Source organism: Gordonia tangerina (genome assembly GCF_021556435.1).
GTDB lineage: Bacteria > Actinomycetota > Actinomycetes > Mycobacteriales > Mycobacteriaceae > Gordonia > Gordonia tangerina.
This window is the reverse complement of record NZ_JAKGCU010000016.1, coordinates 61,896-78,144: the sequence shown is the minus strand read 5'-3', so window position 1 is coordinate 78,144 and position 16,249 is coordinate 61,896. Positions and strand designations below refer to the sequence as shown.

Below are 16,249 nucleotides of genomic sequence, written 5' to 3'. Positions count from 1 at the left end.
TGTCTGCTGACTCCCGGTGGGAGTCGCGGCACGTTATAGACCTGCATCGACGACCGCCTCGGAATTCCGAGGCGGTCGTCGTCGTGCCCGGGTAACCCACCGAGCCGACAACGATCATCACGGTGAGCCGATGCTGCAAGAGATTCTGAACGACGTCGGCATCGCGGTGTTCGCCGCATCCGGGGCGCTTTTGGGGGTTCGCAAGGACTTCGACCTCTGGGGGATCGTCACCGTCGGCGCCCTCACCGGCGTAGGCGGCGGGATCCTGCGCGACGTCGTATTGGGGATCACCCCACCGTCGTCCCTGCAGAACTGGCCGCCGATCGTGATCGCTGCGGCCACCAGCGTCCTCGTCTTCTTCTTTCATCCGGCGTTCGCGCAGCTGCGCAGAAGCGTCCTGCTCTTCGATGCCGTCGGCATGGGCGTCTTCGCGACCAGCGGCGCGGCGATCGCAGTCGATCAACAGGTCAGTGCCTTCGCCGCCACGCTGGTCGGCCTGCTGACCGCTGTCGGGGGTGGAATCCTGCGCGACGTGCTCGCCAACGAGATCCCATTGCTGCTGCAACCCGCCGACCTCTATGCAGTCCCCGCCCTACTGGGTGCGGCGGTCGTCGCTGTCGGTGGTGGGTACACATCGGTGCCGATGTGGATCTGGCTTGTCGCCGGCACGATCGTGGCGACCGGCTTGCGCATTGCGGGCCTCATCTTCGGGTGGCGCCTTCCGACGGCGCCGGCCGGGCGGCGCCGCCGCCGTTGAGGGGCGTGACCAACGCGACCTGCCCAGCGGCGCGCGTCGCGGACGACAGGATGCTGTCCACCTGGTCGAGGAACCCGCCCACCGAGGCGCGGCCCGCCGCGGTGTCGGGGAACCGGCTCCGGATGGCCAGCCCGTGGTTGGTCCGGGATATCCAGAACTGTGCATCGTCGGCGGTGGTGACATTGGAGATGTGGTGCGCGTCGATCTCGTCGTGTAGGTCGGCTCCCGGCAGACCGCGGTAATCGACGTAGGAGACCATGAAGATGTCGTTGCGGACCGGTGTGAACCCGCCGAGTGCCGCGATCACCTGCGCAATGGGGACGCCGCCGAGTCGTACCGCGCGACGCAACTCGGGACCGGTGCGCTGGGCGCCCGTACCGAGATCTCCGGTGCCGACCACGCGGATCGGTGCGTTGGTGGTGAACCAGCCGACGGCATTGCGCCAGGGCTCACCGCGGCGCGTGTGCATCGGGAACAACAGCGCCAACTGCGGGCCCCCGCCGAGACGATGGACAGCCTGCGCCATCGCAGACAGCACGCCCCCGTAGAGACTCGAGCCGTTGCGGCGGCAGAAGTCCGTCAACTCCTCGGTCTGCGTCGGGTCGAGCAACCGGCGCACATCCACCCCCTGGGGCGCGGTCTCACCTTCACCGACACCGAGGTCGAGCGGGAACGTCGGGGGATGACCGTCGTGCTCGTCAAAGAATCGCAGCCACGCCAGTAGTCTCGGATCCGAGGCACTGATCTCGGTCATCTCGGCCTCGGCGGCACAGTAGTCGACGTAGCTCCCGATCATCGGGAGATCTTCGGCAGCAACGTGGTTGCGAGTGTGTCGAAATCGGTGATAGAGGTGGTGCAGGTCGTTGACGATGATCGACATCGAGTAGGCGTCCACGTGTGAGTGGTCGAACCCGCAGAGAATCGTCGAACTCTCGGGCCGGTCGATGGCGCCCAGCAGGTAGGCGGGAAAGCCAAACGGGTGGCAGGCGGCGTCCAGTGCTGCCCAGAGGATCTGCTGCATCGCGGTGTCGGAGGCGGCCCGGACGCCCGGGGCGACCTTGAGTCTGAGCGCATGCGGATCGAACTCTTCGCGCACGATGCCGTCGCCGCACTTCGTGAACGCGCTGTGCAGTGTCCCGTGACGGGCGATCAGTGCGTGGTAGGCGAGGCCGAGGGCGCGTCGATCGATTGCGCCGTCGACCCGGAAGGAGGCGGCCAGCCACGTGCTGTGGTCCTCGGCCCCGGCGAGGTGGACGCTCTGGTTGAACGACGGGGGTATCCGGGAACGTTCGGGCTTCGCCTCGGACGAGTCCACCGACCAGATCAGCAGCTCGCCCGGGTCCGGCTGGAAGCGGTCAATGGTGGTGACGTGCAAGTGCGCGCTCCTGGGATACTGCTGTCGGGAGATCATGGTCGTGGATGGGGATGCGGGCAGGGGCCGGCGGCGAGGTGATCACATGGTCTCCGTCTGCGGCCACGGCCGCGACGACGGCGCACAGGTGCGCGTAGTAGCGATTGACCTGTGCTTGGGCAAACCGGGTGTCCGGGGTCTGGCTGCCCAGGTACAGCCGATCGTGATCCCGGTTGATCCACGTCGAGGCGTTCGCGGTCCGACCCTCACCGGTGAAGATGACGCCCCGATCGTAGGCGGGCGTGCCGTCCGCCGGGAACTTCCGGAAATCTATGTACGACAGCAGGTTCGGCGCCGAAACCACCGCATCCATGGATGCTCCGGCCGATATCATCTCCGCGAGCACGGATTGGACCGGCACCATCGCAAGGCGTTTGGCCCGCTGCTGTGCGGCGCGCGAGGCAGCCATGAGGTCGGAGAACCGGGTCGCGCCGGTGGTGTCGATCTCGACCGGTGCGAAGGAACAGAACCATCCCTGTGATGTCGCGAAGCGCGGCAGCATCGCCCGGGTGTTGAGCACGGTCATCCCGTAGTAGGTGGTGAGGCCGGCCAACTCGCGGCCGGTGATCGCCAGCGCGGTGTAGATGCCGGACACCACGCTGCCGCCGGCCGACCTGCACGCCGAGTCGAAAGCGGCGATCCCGTCGCGGTCGAGCATGGTCATCTCCAACGGCCGGACCGGCGCGGTCTCACCCGGGGCCAGGCCGAGGTCCAGCGGGAAACCCGGCATGCGCAAACCGTTGCGGATGAACGTCTCCCTCCACTCGGTGGTCTCGTCGGTACCTGCCGCGCACTGAGCAGCGAGCTCATGCTCGATCACAGCGTAATCGCCGTGTCCGTCGACCGCCGGGGCGGCCGGGCAGGGCTCGGCATCGACTCCCACAGATGCCGCGTACAGTTCGATGATCTCGGAGAGTGCCAGTGCCTGCGAGGCGCCGTCGCTCAATGCGTGGTCGCACCCCAGGAAGATCGCGAATCCGCCCGGCCGGCTGATCACCCCGAATGCGAAACCGGGAAAGCTGTCGCTGACGGCCTCGGATTCGAAACGTTGGCGGAGGTGATCGGAGAACTGCTCGCCGGACTCGATGTGGCCCAGGTCTTCGACGACGAACGCGATGTCCTCGGGAGCCACCACATGGGTGCGCACAGTGCTGCCGTCGGTGTCGAACCAGGTACGCAGTATCGGGTGGCGGGAAACGAAGGTGTGCAGCGCGCGGGTCATCGCGGCCGCATCGAGCTCCCCGTCCACCTCGGTTCCCGAACCGAGGTACGCACGATGGGCGTCGCCGCGAGAGCGCGCGAGATGAGCGCTCCGTACGTGGTTCTCGGCCAAAAAGGTGGTCGCACCGGGTCCCGCGGGTGTGGCCTCGGCCGCCTGCGCACAGTGCCGCGTCGGTCGCCAGCGCAGAGCGGTACCGGATGGCGGATGCCACCAACCCATTGCCGTGATCTCCATGTGTACCCTTCGTGTTCAGGCCGGTCGGCGCTCGTCGCGACCGGGTAGGGGGTCGGGGGCCAAACCGCGACCGGCATCGCCGTCCACCACCGAGGCGATGATGGTGAACGTCGTGTCGATCAGCCGCCGGATGCTGGCCGCAGCCGCATCGGAGTCGGGATGGCGGGTGGAGACGGTGATACCGGTGGGAGTGCGTGCGATCCACACGTAGACCTCGGAATCGGAGTGAGTGGCACTGCGTATGGTCTGCGCGCGCCAATCGGGCCAGTGGGCGGCCCCGGGAACCATGCGGAGATCGAGATAAGACACCACGAACTGTGGCTCCTGCGTGATGTCCAACAGCTGCGCGAACCGGGGAAACGGTAGCCGCGCCAATGTCTTGGCCGAACGGGTGGCGGCAGCCGCAACCGAGAGTGCGTCACTGAGCGTCTCGGCCGAGGACAGATCCACATCCAGCGGTCCGAGGCCGACATACCAGCCCACCGACTCCACGAACTGAGGTTCGTGCCGGGTGTGCATCGGCATCACGGCCCGGAGGCGCCGATCGCCGGTGAGTTCCTGATGTGCCAGCGCGAGCCCGGCCACGATGCCGGTCTGGATGCTGTGACCGGCAGCCCGGCAGGCGGCCTCGACGGCAGCCGCCTCGTCGGCGGTCGCGACGACTTCCGCGGAGCCGCGCTGTCGACGACCGATCGGTCGAGCGGAGTCGGCCACTGCGGACAGGGTCTCGGTGAGGGGCATACCCAAGCGTGGGAAGCGTCCGTCCGACTCGGCGAAGAACCCGTGCCACTGGGCCAGCGCGGGGTGGGCGGTGTCGATCTGCTCTCCCACGCAGCGATTGGCCGAACTGTAGTCGACATGGCTGCCGACCGCAGGCGCCTCGACTCGGTGGTTCGCCGCCTCCGATTCGTAGATCCGCTGCAGCTCGTTGATGGACAGGAGCATCGAATAGGCATCCATCACACTGTGATCGGCGGCGAACACCACACGAAAGCAAGTGGGTCGGCCGGTTCCGGTACTCGCGTCGTTGACGGTCATCACCGTGCAGTGTGGCCACACCAGCGAGGTGACCCGGGAGTCGAAGACGTCGCCGAGGTGCGCGTCGATGTCGTGGTCGGCGACACGACCGTGGAAGCGGCGCTGCACCGATACCATCTCGGGCGTGGCGGTGCGCCGTGTCGGGCGTGGGTCACCATGGATGTCGATGTCCATCGTCACCGTCGTCCGAAAGGCTTCGTGGCGCACGGTCCAGATGAGCAGTGTGCGCTCCATCGCGTTCTGGTCCAGTTCGCCCTCGACTTCGAAAGCGGCACCGAGCCAATCCGTCTGGCGCCGGCCGTGGGTCTCGGCGTCGGCCGCGCGAGTCACGAGCGCTTCGTGCTCATACGTCAGAGGTCGGTGGTCGACGGCCCAGTGGTCGGGAGTGAGTTCGGTGTGCGCCGACCATTCGGTGACTGTTCCCCCGGCCAGTTCACAGGCGGACAGCTCAGTGAATTTCATTGGTGTATATCCATATTCCCACAACGCCGTTTCATGTTTCGGCGGTTCGCCCGTCCGTTGGAGCCTGGTCGGCAGCATCCGGATGGAACGTAACGCCTGGTTCGTGCAGATCTTTCAGCGATGCCTCTGTTGGGGGCACGCCGGTGGTATGCGCCCGCTGCGCGACGACGCGCAGAGAGGTGGTTGGGAGTCTGAGGCGTGAACGGTCCCGCCTCGGGTCTGACTCGATAGTAGGCACGTCGGAGGAGTGGGCACACTGGCCGGGCACGGTGTCGTTCGTCACACTAACAATCGGATGCAATACCTTGAATGTTCGAAAGGTGCAGTCACGCAGCATTATTCAGTCGTATATCCACCTCTGGAGGGTCGCGATGGCCTCAGTGTTTCCGTTCGGTTAACTTCCGTGGACCGCAGTGGCTGTGAAAGATCGCACCGCACAGAATCATCCGACGTCAGACGCACAATGTGCGACCTCCGGTCGTGGATGCCGAAGGCGGATCGCTTCACCGATGGGATGTCGAATCAACCCGACGCGGGCTCGGTGTCCCTTGCGCCGTGCGGGATTGCGGCTATAGCCTGGCCTCAGCAGCTGTCGGGGGGCGGGGCTTGGCAAGGGGAGGGGTCCGCACTGCTCACCGATCGGTGCGAGGGCGATGGCGCCCGGGTTCTCTGACCGGATTCTTGCTTCTCGGATTCTGACTGCTCGTCATCGTCGACGGGTGAGCGAGCACCTTTCAGGTCGGTGGTACGTCGAGTGTTCTGGAGAGTGCAGATGACGGGTCCGTTGCTCGCAATCGATACGAGGGGTTTGACCAAGACGTACGGCCGCGCGGCTGCGGTCGATTGTGTGGACCTGCAGGTGCCTGCAGGGGGCGTCTATGCGCTGCTCGGTACCAATGGGGCGGGTAAGACGACGACGGTACGCATGCTCTCGACGCTTATTCGTCCGGACGCCGGCACTGCGCGCGTATTCGGCCTCGACGTGGTCGCGCACGCGGGCAGAGTTCGCTCCTTGATCGGGGTCACCGGCCAGTATGCTTCGGTGGACGAGGATCTCACCGCTACGGAGAACCTGACGATCTTCGCCCGATTGGTGGGCGCGTCCCGTCGGCAGTCGCGTGGACGCGCAGACGAACTGCTCGCGGAGTTCGGTCTCGGTGCGGCCGCCGACCGCGCTGTGCGTCACTTCTCCGGCGGGATGCGGCGACGGCTGGACCTCGCCGCCTCGATGATCACCCGGCCTCGACTGTTGTTCCTCGATGAACCGACCACTGGCCTGGACCCACGCACGCGTCAGCAGATGTGGCAGACGGTTCGCCGGATGGTGGCCGACGGTTCCACGGTCCTACTCACCACTCAGTATCTCGAGGAAGCAGACCAACTGGCCGATCGTGTGGCGGTGATGGATCACGGCCGCATCGTGGCCGACGGGACGGCCGACGAACTGAAGGCGCGGATCGGGGACAACTGTGTGCGGCTGGATCTGCGAGATCCGGACCTGGCGCCCGCCGCCGCTGCCGTCTGTGCGGTGTTCGCACAGGAGGATGTGCTGCTCGAGGGGGCCGAACGGCGGGTGATGGTACCGATGCCCGACCTCGAATCCCTACCTGAGATGTTGCTGGCCCTGCGCGCCGCACAGATCGAGTTGGTGGCGGTCAACGTCGAGCGGCCCACCCTCGACGAAGTGTTCTTTGCGCTGACCGGGGATGCCGAACCGGGGGTTGCGGCATGAGCGCGGCCGCGACATTCGTGGTAGAACACCCCGGCCTTGGTAGCGATCGTGTGCCATTGCGTGCCACGGTCCGACAGTCACTCACCATGGCTTTCCGGGGTCTGCTGAAGATCAAACACAATCCGCAGCAACTCTTCGACGTGATCGTGCTGCCCATCGTCTTCACGGTCATGTTCTCGACGATATTCGGTGGCGCCATCGTCGGTGATGTCGCCGGATACCTGCCTCTGCTGATCCCGGGCGTTCTGGTTCAGGTCGCCGTCGCGGCGTCGGTGACGACCGGTGTGCAACTGCGCGAGGATCTCGATCGAGGAGTGTTCGATCGCTTCAAATCGCTGCCGATCGCCCGGATCGCGCCACTGGCGGGGGCATTGCTGGCCAACGCCGTGCGCTATGTGGTGGCGACGGTCATCACCGTGGCGGTCGGTGTCGCGATGGGTTACCGCCCGGAAAGCGCGGTGGGCCTGGCGATGGCATGTGTGTTGATCGTGATCGTGGCCTTCACATTGAGCTGGATCTTCGCGCTGATGGGGGTGCTGTTGGACAAGGCGTCGACGGTTCAGGGCGTCTCGATGCTGGTCCTCATGCCGTTGACGTTTGTGTCCAACGCCCTGGTGCCAGTCGACACCATGCCGGAGTGGATGCGCAAGTGCGCCACCGCCAATCCCGTATCACACCTGGTCTCGGCCGCCCGAGAGCTGGCCTCCGGTGGTGCGGCAGGACCGCAGATCGCCGCCACTCTGATCGGTGCTGCGGCCGTACTCGCAATCTTTGTACCCGTGACCTTGCGAACCTACATGCGAAGGACGTGACGTGCCCCCTGGCGTTCCGGAATCGACCGATGCCCCGCGGCCCACTCTGTCGGTGGTGGTGCCGGCCTACAACGAGGAGGAGTCCATCGCAGAGTGCCTGGGCAGACTTGTCGCCCAGCCGGAGATCACCGAGATCGTGGTGGTGGACAACAACTCCACCGACCGCAGTAGACAGATCGTCGACTCCTTGGCCCTCGAGCACACGAGGATTCACGTCGTGACGGAGCCCCGGCAGGGGTTGGTGTTCGCGCGTAACCGGGGATTGGACGCGGCAACCGGAGACCTCATCGCGCGTATCGATGCGGACACACGGGTCGGTCCGACCTGGGCGCAGACGATCATCGACTTTTTCACGGCCGATACCGCGCGCAGCTGGTCGGCCCTGTGCGGTCGTGGCGAAGCCTATGGCGTGCCACTGGAAGGGAGGTTCGATCGGTGGAAGATCCGGGTACATCCGCTCGGTCGCAGGCAGGCACATCGCGCGGTCACCGAGATCCCCGTTCTGTACGGATCGAACATGGTGTTGCGGCGGGAGGTCTGGGCGACGATCCGGACCCGGGTGAGCATGCGGCGCGACATCTTCGAAGATGTCGACATGGGCCTGTGCGTCACTGAGAGCGGTGGACGCAACGCCTTCCTTGCTTCGTTGACGGTGGGCGTCTCCTCGCGCCGGATGGAGACCGGCCTGATGTCGTTCGTCACCTACATGAGCTTCCTGCCACGCACGTTTGCTCTTCACCGGCGGGTTGCGCTCGCGGCCGGGACAGCGCTGGTCTACGTCCCTGCTCTGACGGTTGTCCACGCGATGCGGTTGGTGGCCATCCGACTGTATGACGACGAGACCGGTCGCTTCTCGACGTCACCGCGGCAACTGGCCTCAGATCGCGTCTTGCCGTGAGTGGCGATCGGCGACGCGCTCGGCGATGTCGGCCGCATGCGAGACTGCCAGCGATGGGGGAATCATGTTGTCACGCAGCGTGGTTGCGGCTTCACGAACAGATGGTGACAGCGCTGAGCGCACGGCTGTGACGAGTCGGGTGGTGTTCACCCGTGACATCGGAAGGGAGGTGCCCACATGCGATGCCATCACGGCCCGCCCCCAGATCGGCTGGTCGGCGCCCACCCAGGTGACCACGGTTGGGATGCCGGCACGCAGGCCGGCGGCCACCGAACCTGCGCCGCCGTGGTGCATTGCAGCTGCGCATCGGGGCAGAATCGCATCGTGGTCGACATGCCCGACGACCCGGATTCGGTCGTCGGACACCCCCGACATGAAGTCGCTCCAGCCGCCGGCGATCAGCAGACGCAAATCGAGTTCGGCTGCGACGGCGAGCACCGTGGTCGCGAGATGATCGGGATCGGTCACCATCATGCTGCCGAATCCCACGTACACGGGTGGTGTGCCGCGGTCGATCCACTCGATGAGGTCGGACCCGGCATCGTCGCCGACGCCGGATCGCTGATCGTGCGGCAGAGTGAAGAAGCCGACGAGCGGACGCGCCGGCCCCCACTCGGATGTCAGCGTCGGGAACAAGACAGGGTCATAGGCCTGGATCTCCGGCACGCCCGTCGCGGCGATCTGGGCGGCGAAGGTGGCCGGTATCGGATCCAGTCCCAGATCTGCGCACAGCGCGTCTTCGGCGCGCCGGCCCGCCCGCCACAGCACCTGCTCCACCAGCCGCCAACTCATCCGAGCCGTGCGTGGGCCGACATCGATGCCGGCGTGGGCCAGCAGCGTCGTCGACCCGTTGCGCCGGATCGGGCACAGATGCAGTGGTATGTGAGGAATTCCACGGACCCGCGAGACGTTGTGCGCCCGTTCCTGCCCCGCGCTACCGGCGATGATCGCATCGGCGTTCTGCGTCGCGTCGAGCAGTTGCCGTTGCATCACGCTTCCTCCGCGGATGGTCAGTTCGGTCGCAGCCCGCACCCGAGTGAGCGGATCACGGGACCGCATCCGTTCGCGCACCAGGGGGGAATCGAGCGCGGCTCGTGTGCTCTCGCCGTAGGAAAGAGTGGGAATGCCTGTGCCAGAGGCGAATGGGACACTGTCTGGCGGAACCAGGAGCGTGACCTCGTGTCCGCGAACGCGCAGTTCGGTCGCCAAAGCGGCCGCAGGCTGCACATCTCCACGGCTGCCGCCGGCTGCAAACACATATCTCATCGGGCTCCTCCTGTTTCCGATGGCGACCAGTGTAGGGGGCGAAGAGTTCGACGGCGCGCCACCGACCGATGACCATGGGACGGATACGAGATGAGAATTGCTTTTGCAGTCAATGGAACTCGCGGAGACGTGCAGCCGGCAGCGGTGCTGGCGCATCGGCTTGCCGAACGGGGCCACGATGTGATCCTGGGGATACCGCCCAACCTCGGTGACGCCATCGCTGGGTCCGGGATGCACGTTCGCCGACTGGGACTCGACACCCAGGCGCAACTCGACCACGTGTCGAGAGCACGAGCTGCGGCCGGGCGTGATCCGATCAAGTTGCAGCGCATGCTCGCCGAGGTCCGAGATCTCGGCTGGGCCGAGATCGTCGGTGACATGGCGGGTGTGGTCGAGGGCGCGGACGTCGTGGTCACCGGGTTCACCACCGAGCAGGTCGCCGCCGTGTACGCGCTACGTGCGGCGATCCCGGTCATCTCGCTGCACCACGCGCCGATCCGTCCGAATCTCAGTGTGGGCCCGCTACCCGCGATCGGCGCACGTTCGACGTCGTTGAACCGTCTGCAATGGGCGCTCGCCGACCGCGCTCTGACCGCGATGACCCGACGGCGAGACCGGGAGTTGGCCGGCAGGGTGGGTGGCGTGCCCGACGACGGCCCCGGCTGGACCAGGGTGCGTCGGGCGCCTGGCGCCGACATCCAGGCGTACGACCCGATGTTCGCGGTGCACGACGACCCGGTGTGGGACCGCGACTCCCGCCGCAGACCGCGGCCGGTGGTGGGGTTCCTCGACATTCCCGGCCGGCTTCGGCAACGCATGGGTAGCCAGATGCGCGGCACCGCGTCTGCCGATGTGATGTCCTGGATCGGCCGCGGGGAGCCGCCGGTCTATGTCGGATTCGGCAGCATGCCGCTACGCGACCCGGCCGCAGTGGTCGGCATCGTCGAATGGGCTTGCCGCAGCGTCGGTCGACGTGCGTTGATCTGCGCCGGCTGGAACCGGGTCGACGACATGGCGGCAGCTGTGTGCGACACCAGTGTTGTGCAGGTGGTGGATTCGATCGATCACGCCGTGTTGGCGCGGTGCGCGGTGGTGGTCCATCACGGTGGTGCGGGGACCACGGCGGCGGCGCTGCGGGCCGGTGTCCCGTCAGTCGTGTGTTGGTTCAGCTCGGACCAACCGTTCTGGGGCGCCGAAGTGTCGCGACTCGGAGTCGGTGTTTCGCTTCGGTTTCGGAAGCTGGACGCGATGCGACTGGCCGCCGGCCTGCGTGCCTCGCTGGATCCCGCCTGCGTCGAGCGTGCGCGGGCGATGCCGAGTGCGCTGGTCGGTGCGCAGCAGGCCGCCGACCACGCCGCGGACGTGGTCGAGAGTTCGGTCCGACCGATGCGGATCGTCGCATGAGGGCCGCGTCGGCGATCCGCGCGACAGATCACACCGCCGAGCCTGTCGATGACGGCTCCGCTTCGCATGGCCGGTATCGAACCGACCTGTCGCGGCGTGACATCCGCCTCAATGACGCTGACACCACCTACTGGTTTCTGCACCGTGCACTCGGGTGGGACGTGGTGCTGCAACTCGTGTGGGTGATGAACGGGCCGATCGCGCCAGACACGCTGGCGCTGCTCAACCGGCAGTTGGCCGCCGGTCGGCTCCATCGACGCCTCATCGTCCCGCGGATGCCAGGGGCGCGTCCGGTCTGGACGAACGCATACCAGGCCCCGGCGCTGGTCGTCGATCACGCGGAGATCGACGAGGCCGAGGCAGATGACTGGGCCGCCGAGGAGATGGCCACCGTGCGCCTCGATGCCGAGGCGGGACGGTGCTGGCGCCTGCGCGCGATTCGCTGTGCATCAGGAGCGACGGTGATCTCGTTGTGCGCACTGCACCTCGTCGCCGACGGCCGCACCTTGGTGACCGCAGCTGCGGCGGCCATGGCGGCCACCGACCGCGGCGCGCCGGCTCCGGCCCCGCCCGCCGGTGCCGCGGAGCGGCGATGGTCCCGGTTCGCGCACAGCCTCGTCTCCGACGCCCGCGACGCCGCGGCCCAGGTCCATGCTGCGGCAGGCGGGCTCGCGCGTGTCGCGGGCTCCACGTTGCGGGGCGGCGCCGGTGTCGTTGAGCCGGTCGCGGCGAACCGGGCGCCGATCATCGAGCGATCACCGCAGGCTCGCTGGGCCCGCGCCACCGCGTCCGTGCCCACGTCCGAGTGGGACCGGGTCGCGGCGAACGCAGGCGGAACAGCGAACTCCCTGTTCATCGCCACGGTCACCGGATTGTTGCGGTCGAGTGGGTATGCGCCCGTGGGTGACCCGATCAAGGTCGGCATCCCGGTGGATCGACGCGACGGCGAGGACGATCCGCGTACCAATGCCACCGCCGGGGTGTCGATCGTGCTGACCGACGAACCGGTGCCCGGCGGCACCCTGCACACGATCCGGCGTGCCTGCAAGCAGGCGTTCGTCGCATTGGCAGCGGGACAACGGCCGGCGATCGCCCATCTGCAGTCGATGGTGTGGTTGATTCCACCCGCATGGCTGGTCGGCATGGTGACTGCGGGTGACGGTATGCCCGACGCGATGGTGTCCAACCTCGGCGCGGTACCCGCGGCAGCGGGGCAACTCGACGGTGCAACCGCGTGTCGATTCGTGTTCCGGGGCATGGCGCAGGGAGTCGACCCGGACCTGCCGTACCGGTTCGGCGACGGGGTGCAGTCCTGGTTGACGCGTACCGATGACCGGGTCACCTTCGCCGTCTTCGGTTGTGATGAAGAGTATTTCGATTCCGATGAGCACCTCCGGACGTTGCTCGACGACGAGCTGACCGCCTGGGGTCTCGTGCACGAGGTCTGGTGAGGTGACCGTGACGAGTTGGTATGAGCGTGTGTCCGCGATGCCCCGGGTGACCGGTGGCGACGAGGCGTATCTGTTGGCGGAGGAATTGTTCGGGCTGAACGCGCCGATGCATTTCGTCTGGGTCTTCGATCGCGATCCCGGAGTTCCGGCGGTGCAGCAACTGCGCGCAAGGCTGGCCGCCGGGTCGATACACCGGGCGGTTCGCCGCACCAGGGTCCCGATGGCGCGGCACCGCTGGGTGCGATCGCATCTGCCTGCTGTCGGTTCCGACACCGATCGCATCGGTGACGACGAGGTCGGGACCTGGGCCGACGCGCACGTACGCGACACGACGCTGCGGCCGATCGACGGCGCGGGGTGGCAGCTGGACTCCGCGCTGACCAGCGATGGACGTCGAGTGGTGTCGTTACTCGTGTCGCACATGATCGCCGACGGTCAGGGGGTCTACCGTGCGCTCGCTGCAGCACACGCGGGCAACTCCGGCGCACTGCCGGACCCGGTATCGGCTCGTGGCGCACGTGCGGTCACCGAGGATGTCGTCGATGCAGGTCGGCAACTTGCCGCCGCCGCATCGTCGCTGCGGATCGTGCTTCGCGAGGCGTGGCGCAATCGTGAGTCGACGACGGCGCCGGCGCCGACGTCACCGGTGCCGAGCGCGCCGCGGCCCGTGCCGTCCGATGGGCCGGAGACAACGCTGGCGATCGTGAATGTCGACCGCGGTCAATGGCATGCTCGGGCCCGGGAGCACGGTGGTACGGCCAACAGCCTGTTCACCGCGTTGTTGGCGGGCGTCGTGCAGCGTTCGGGGTACCCCACGGGGCCGGAGTTACGGGTGTGTATCGCTGTCGACAACCGGGCCGGCGAACCCGACGAGCGGGCGAACGCGTCGGGCGGTGTGTGGATCCGGTTGTCCGACAGGGTTGACGCGCCGGGTCCGCTCGGTGGAATCCGAGCATTGAGCAAACAGGCGTTCGTCGAGTACGCGCAGTCGGGTGCGGAGCAGGTGGCCGACAACCTTCAGCCCATCGTACGGCTGCTGCCGCGTCGGCTGATCGCCAGGATGATGGCGGGGATTGCAGGTCCAGACACCACGGTGTCGAACCTTGGGGTGGCGCCGGAGACTGCGCTCGGACTCGGTGGGGTACACGCCAACTCGTTCGCTATCCGTGCCCTCATGCAGGGCATGCCCGCGGAGCGCCGGCGCATCCAGGGGCCGGCGATCGCGGCGTGGGCGGTGGAGTACGACGAGCGGATCACCCTCACCTTCTTCGGTATCCATCCCGATCATTTCGGAGATCCGGAGCTCGTCCGGAAACTCATCGCCGAGCAGTTGTCCTCCTGGCGACTCGACCACGAATTCTGGTGAGGTCGATGCCGATGTGGTCGCGCCAGTGCCGGAGTCGGATTCGAGTTGCAATTGTTTTGTACGGCAGTCGAGGTGACATCCAACCCGGCGTGTGTCTTGCTCTGGAACTACAGGGCCGGGGCCATCGGGTGACCGTGCTGGTTCCGCCGAACCTGGTGGATTTCGCGCGAAGCGCGGGAGTTGCGTCGGTGGTGGCAGTGGGGCTCGACTCCCACGCGGCCTGGTCGTCGGATACCGCGCTGAGCGTTGCGCGAGAGGGAAGCAGGTTGGCGCAGATGAGGTTTGCCGTACGCACCATGCGATCAGGCTTCGCCGCGTTCGACGAGTCGATGGCGGACGAGTTCACCGTCCCCGGAGCTCCGCTGTCCGATGTGGACATCCTCGTGGCCGCACCGCTGTGCCAGGACCGTGCGTTGGCGGTCGCGCAACGCATCGGGGCCCAACTGGTGGTACTGCGATACGCGCCGATGTCGGAAAACGGTGTCGTTGGCGCCGTACCCGTTCTCTCCAGATACATGTCACCTGCACTTCGGCGGTGGTCGTGGCGATGGGCCGACCGGGTGACCTGGGTTGCGACCGGCTGGAACGAGAACTCCTTTCGGCGCCGGATGAAGCTTCGCCGAGCACGGCGACCATTGTCGTTGCGGCTTCGTGACCGCGGAATCGTGCAGATCCAGGCTTTCGATGGAGCGCTCATACCCGGACTGGCGGAACAATGGCGCGACGCGAAGCCGGTCGTCGGGTTCCTGGACCTCGACACCGAGCATCGGCGCGACCTCGCCGAGATCGATGTCACCACACCGGAGTTGGCGACCTGGCTCGCCGAGGGAGACCGACCGCTGTTCGTCGGTTTCGGCAGCATGACCCTGCCCGACCGCGATACCGTCATCGCGACGCTGTGCGCCGCCGCGCGGCGGTTGGGTCTACGCTGTCTGGTCGCCGGACCCGAGTACCGAGGAGCCGTCGGCGATGACCGCGACATCTTCGTCGTCGCCGCGATCGACCATCAGTCGGTGCTGCGGCGCTGCGTGGCCGCGGTACATCATGGGGGTGCGGGCACCACCGCGGCAACCCTGCGCGCAGGTCTGCCATCACTGATCTGTGCGGTGACCGCCGACCAGCCGTTCTGGGCGCGCCGTGTACAAACCCTGGGGGTGGGCTGCGCGATGCGACCGTCGGCTCTCACCGAGACGATGGCCGCCGAAGCGCTCGCTACGATCCTGTCGGCGCCGGTCCGGGAAGCGGCCGAACTCGTTGCGGCGCAGATGGTGGCGCCGGACAAAGCGGTCGCCACCGCGGCCGACATCGTCGAACAGGCCGTCGCTGCCCAGTAGTCAGCGGATATCGGGTGACGACTGGGTGACGCCCGGGCGGCGGTGAACCCGGGCGACGCGCACCCGAACCGGTCTGGGTGTTACTGGGCGATCAGCTTGTTGACCGCCCGGTTGAGGAAGTTGGGAATGAATTTCGCCGCATTGCCGAGCACCAGTGTCTGCGCGCCGACCGAGTAGCTGGTGCGGTGGAGCAGCTTGTCCTGACGCGTGGGATGGACCGACTCCCACACCTTGTCGGCGACCTGGTCGGGTGTGATCCGCACGCCGAGCGTCTTCGTCGACTTCGCCTCGTTCATGGCGAGCGCGGTCTTCGCCCAGAGTGGCCAGATCCCGACCACCCGGATGTCGTCGTCCTCCCATTCCAACTCAAGCGCTTCGGTCAGGCCGGCGACGAAGAACTTGGTGGCGCTGTAGGTCGCGATGCCCGGCTGTCCGTAGATCGCCGACGCCGAGGCGATGTTCACCAGGTGCGCGCCGGGTGTCGCCCGGAGGTACGGGTAGGCGGCTTGCGCGCCCAGTGCGACGCCGAGCGCATCGATGTCGATCTGTCGGCGCACGGCGTCGGGGGAGATCTCGTGGAGCGGACCCTCGACCAGGATGCCGGCGTTGTTGTCGAGGACGTCCAGGGTGCCCCCGGTGTGGGAGGTGAACTCGGCGAGCGCGGTCTCCCATTGCTTCGGATCGCGTACGTCGAGCGTCCCGGTGATGAATCCGGGGTGGTTGGCCTGGACTTTTGCCAGGGCATCGGTGTCGACGTCGAATACACCGACCGTCCATCCGGCGCGCCCGAATCGTTCCGCGGTAGCCAATCCGATGCCCGCGGCGCCGCCCGTGATGAAGATCGATGACATGTGCTTCTCCT

The 16,249-nt window shown here is 66.9% G+C and carries 13 protein-coding genes; 8 read left to right on the top strand and 5 right to left on the bottom strand.

All coding sequences use genetic code 11. The features are described from left to right. Positions 1-130 precede the first annotated feature (130 nt). Positions 131-757, top strand: coding sequence for a trimeric intracellular cation channel family protein (locus L1892_RS16615; protein ID WP_235724725.1), 627 nt, complete (start codon positions 131-133; stop codon positions 755-757). Here the strand turns inward: L1892_RS16615 and L1892_RS16610 are convergent. From L1892_RS16610 to L1892_RS16600, 3 genes are read right to left on the bottom strand one after another with little or no spacing between them, the layout of a single operon-like run. Further along, complete coding sequence (locus L1892_RS16610; protein WP_235724724.1) at positions 702-2,132, bottom strand: condensation domain-containing protein; 1,431 nt, start codon at positions 2,130-2,132, stop codon at positions 702-704. The two genes, L1892_RS16615 and L1892_RS16610, sit on opposite strands and share 56 nt — an antisense overlap. Further along, positions 2,113-3,624: a condensation domain-containing protein gene (locus tag L1892_RS16605; protein ID WP_235724723.1), complete on the bottom strand. Its 1,512-nt coding sequence runs from the start codon at positions 3,622-3,624 to the stop codon at positions 2,113-2,115. The genes L1892_RS16610 and L1892_RS16605 overlap by 20 nt, the downstream gene beginning before the upstream one ends. 15 nt (positions 3,625-3,639) lie before the next feature. Beyond that, positions 3,640-5,124 carry a condensation domain-containing protein gene (locus tag L1892_RS16600; RefSeq protein ID WP_235724722.1) on the bottom strand — a complete coding sequence of 495 codons (1,485 nt, stop codon included), beginning with the start codon at positions 5,122-5,124 and terminating at the stop codon, positions 3,640-3,642. A 772-nt stretch (positions 5,125-5,896) separates the two neighbouring features. Here L1892_RS16600 and L1892_RS16595 point away from each other — a divergent pair. The 3 genes from L1892_RS16595 to L1892_RS16585 are packed head-to-tail and all read left to right on the top strand — an operon-like array spanning position 5,897 to position 8,566. After that, positions 5,897-6,856 carry an efflux ABC transporter ATPase subunit, DrrA-related gene (locus L1892_RS16595; protein ID WP_235724721.1) on the top strand — a complete coding sequence of 320 codons (960 nt, stop codon included), beginning with the start codon at positions 5,897-5,899 and terminating at the stop codon, positions 6,854-6,856. Next, on the top strand, positions 6,853-7,668 hold the full coding sequence (locus tag L1892_RS16590; RefSeq protein ID WP_235724720.1) for an ABC transporter permease: 816 nt from the start codon (positions 6,853-6,855) through the stop codon (positions 7,666-7,668). Before L1892_RS16595 ends, L1892_RS16590 begins: the two co-directional genes overlap by 4 nt. Before the next feature lies 1 nt (position 7,669). Then, positions 7,670-8,566: a glycosyltransferase family 2 protein gene (locus L1892_RS16585; RefSeq protein ID WP_235724719.1), complete on the top strand. Its 897-nt coding sequence runs from the start codon at positions 7,670-7,672 to the stop codon at positions 8,564-8,566. Here L1892_RS16585 and L1892_RS16580 read toward each other — a convergent pair. Further along, positions 8,546-9,832 carry a glycosyltransferase gene (locus tag L1892_RS16580; RefSeq protein ID WP_235724718.1) on the bottom strand — a complete coding sequence of 429 codons (1,287 nt, stop codon included), beginning with the start codon at positions 9,830-9,832 and terminating at the stop codon, positions 8,546-8,548. The two genes, L1892_RS16585 and L1892_RS16580, sit on opposite strands and share 21 nt — an antisense overlap. Before the next feature lie 90 nt (positions 9,833-9,922). Between L1892_RS16580 and L1892_RS16575 the strand changes: the two genes are divergently transcribed. The 4 genes from L1892_RS16575 (at position 9,923) to L1892_RS16560 (ending at position 15,387) form a co-directional block, all read left to right on the top strand. Further along, on the top strand, positions 9,923-11,236 hold the full coding sequence (locus tag L1892_RS16575) for a glycosyltransferase (protein ID WP_268900386.1): 1,314 nt from the start codon (positions 9,923-9,925) through the stop codon (positions 11,234-11,236). Next, entirely contained in the window at positions 11,233-12,687 is a 1,455-nt protein-coding gene (locus L1892_RS16570) for a hypothetical protein (RefSeq protein ID WP_235724716.1), read from the top strand. The genes L1892_RS16575 and L1892_RS16570 overlap by 4 nt, the downstream gene beginning before the upstream one ends. A gap of 1 nt (position 12,688) precedes the next feature. Then, complete coding sequence (locus tag L1892_RS16565; protein ID WP_235724715.1) at positions 12,689-14,053, top strand: hypothetical protein; 1,365 nt, start codon at positions 12,689-12,691, stop codon at positions 14,051-14,053. A gap of 89 nt (positions 14,054-14,142) precedes the next feature. After that, the gene (locus L1892_RS16560) at positions 14,143-15,387 is read left to right on the top strand and encodes a nucleotide disphospho-sugar-binding domain-containing protein (RefSeq protein WP_235724714.1); all 1,245 of its coding nucleotides are present in this window, start codon (positions 14,143-14,145) and stop codon (positions 15,385-15,387) included. Between the two features lie 80 nt (positions 15,388-15,467). On the opposite strand, the gene L1892_RS16555 is transcribed toward L1892_RS16560, so the two are convergent. Beyond that, positions 15,468-16,238: an SDR family oxidoreductase gene (locus L1892_RS16555; RefSeq protein WP_235724713.1), complete on the bottom strand. Its 771-nt coding sequence runs from the start codon at positions 16,236-16,238 to the stop codon at positions 15,468-15,470. Between the last annotated feature and the right edge of the window lie 11 nt (positions 16,239-16,249).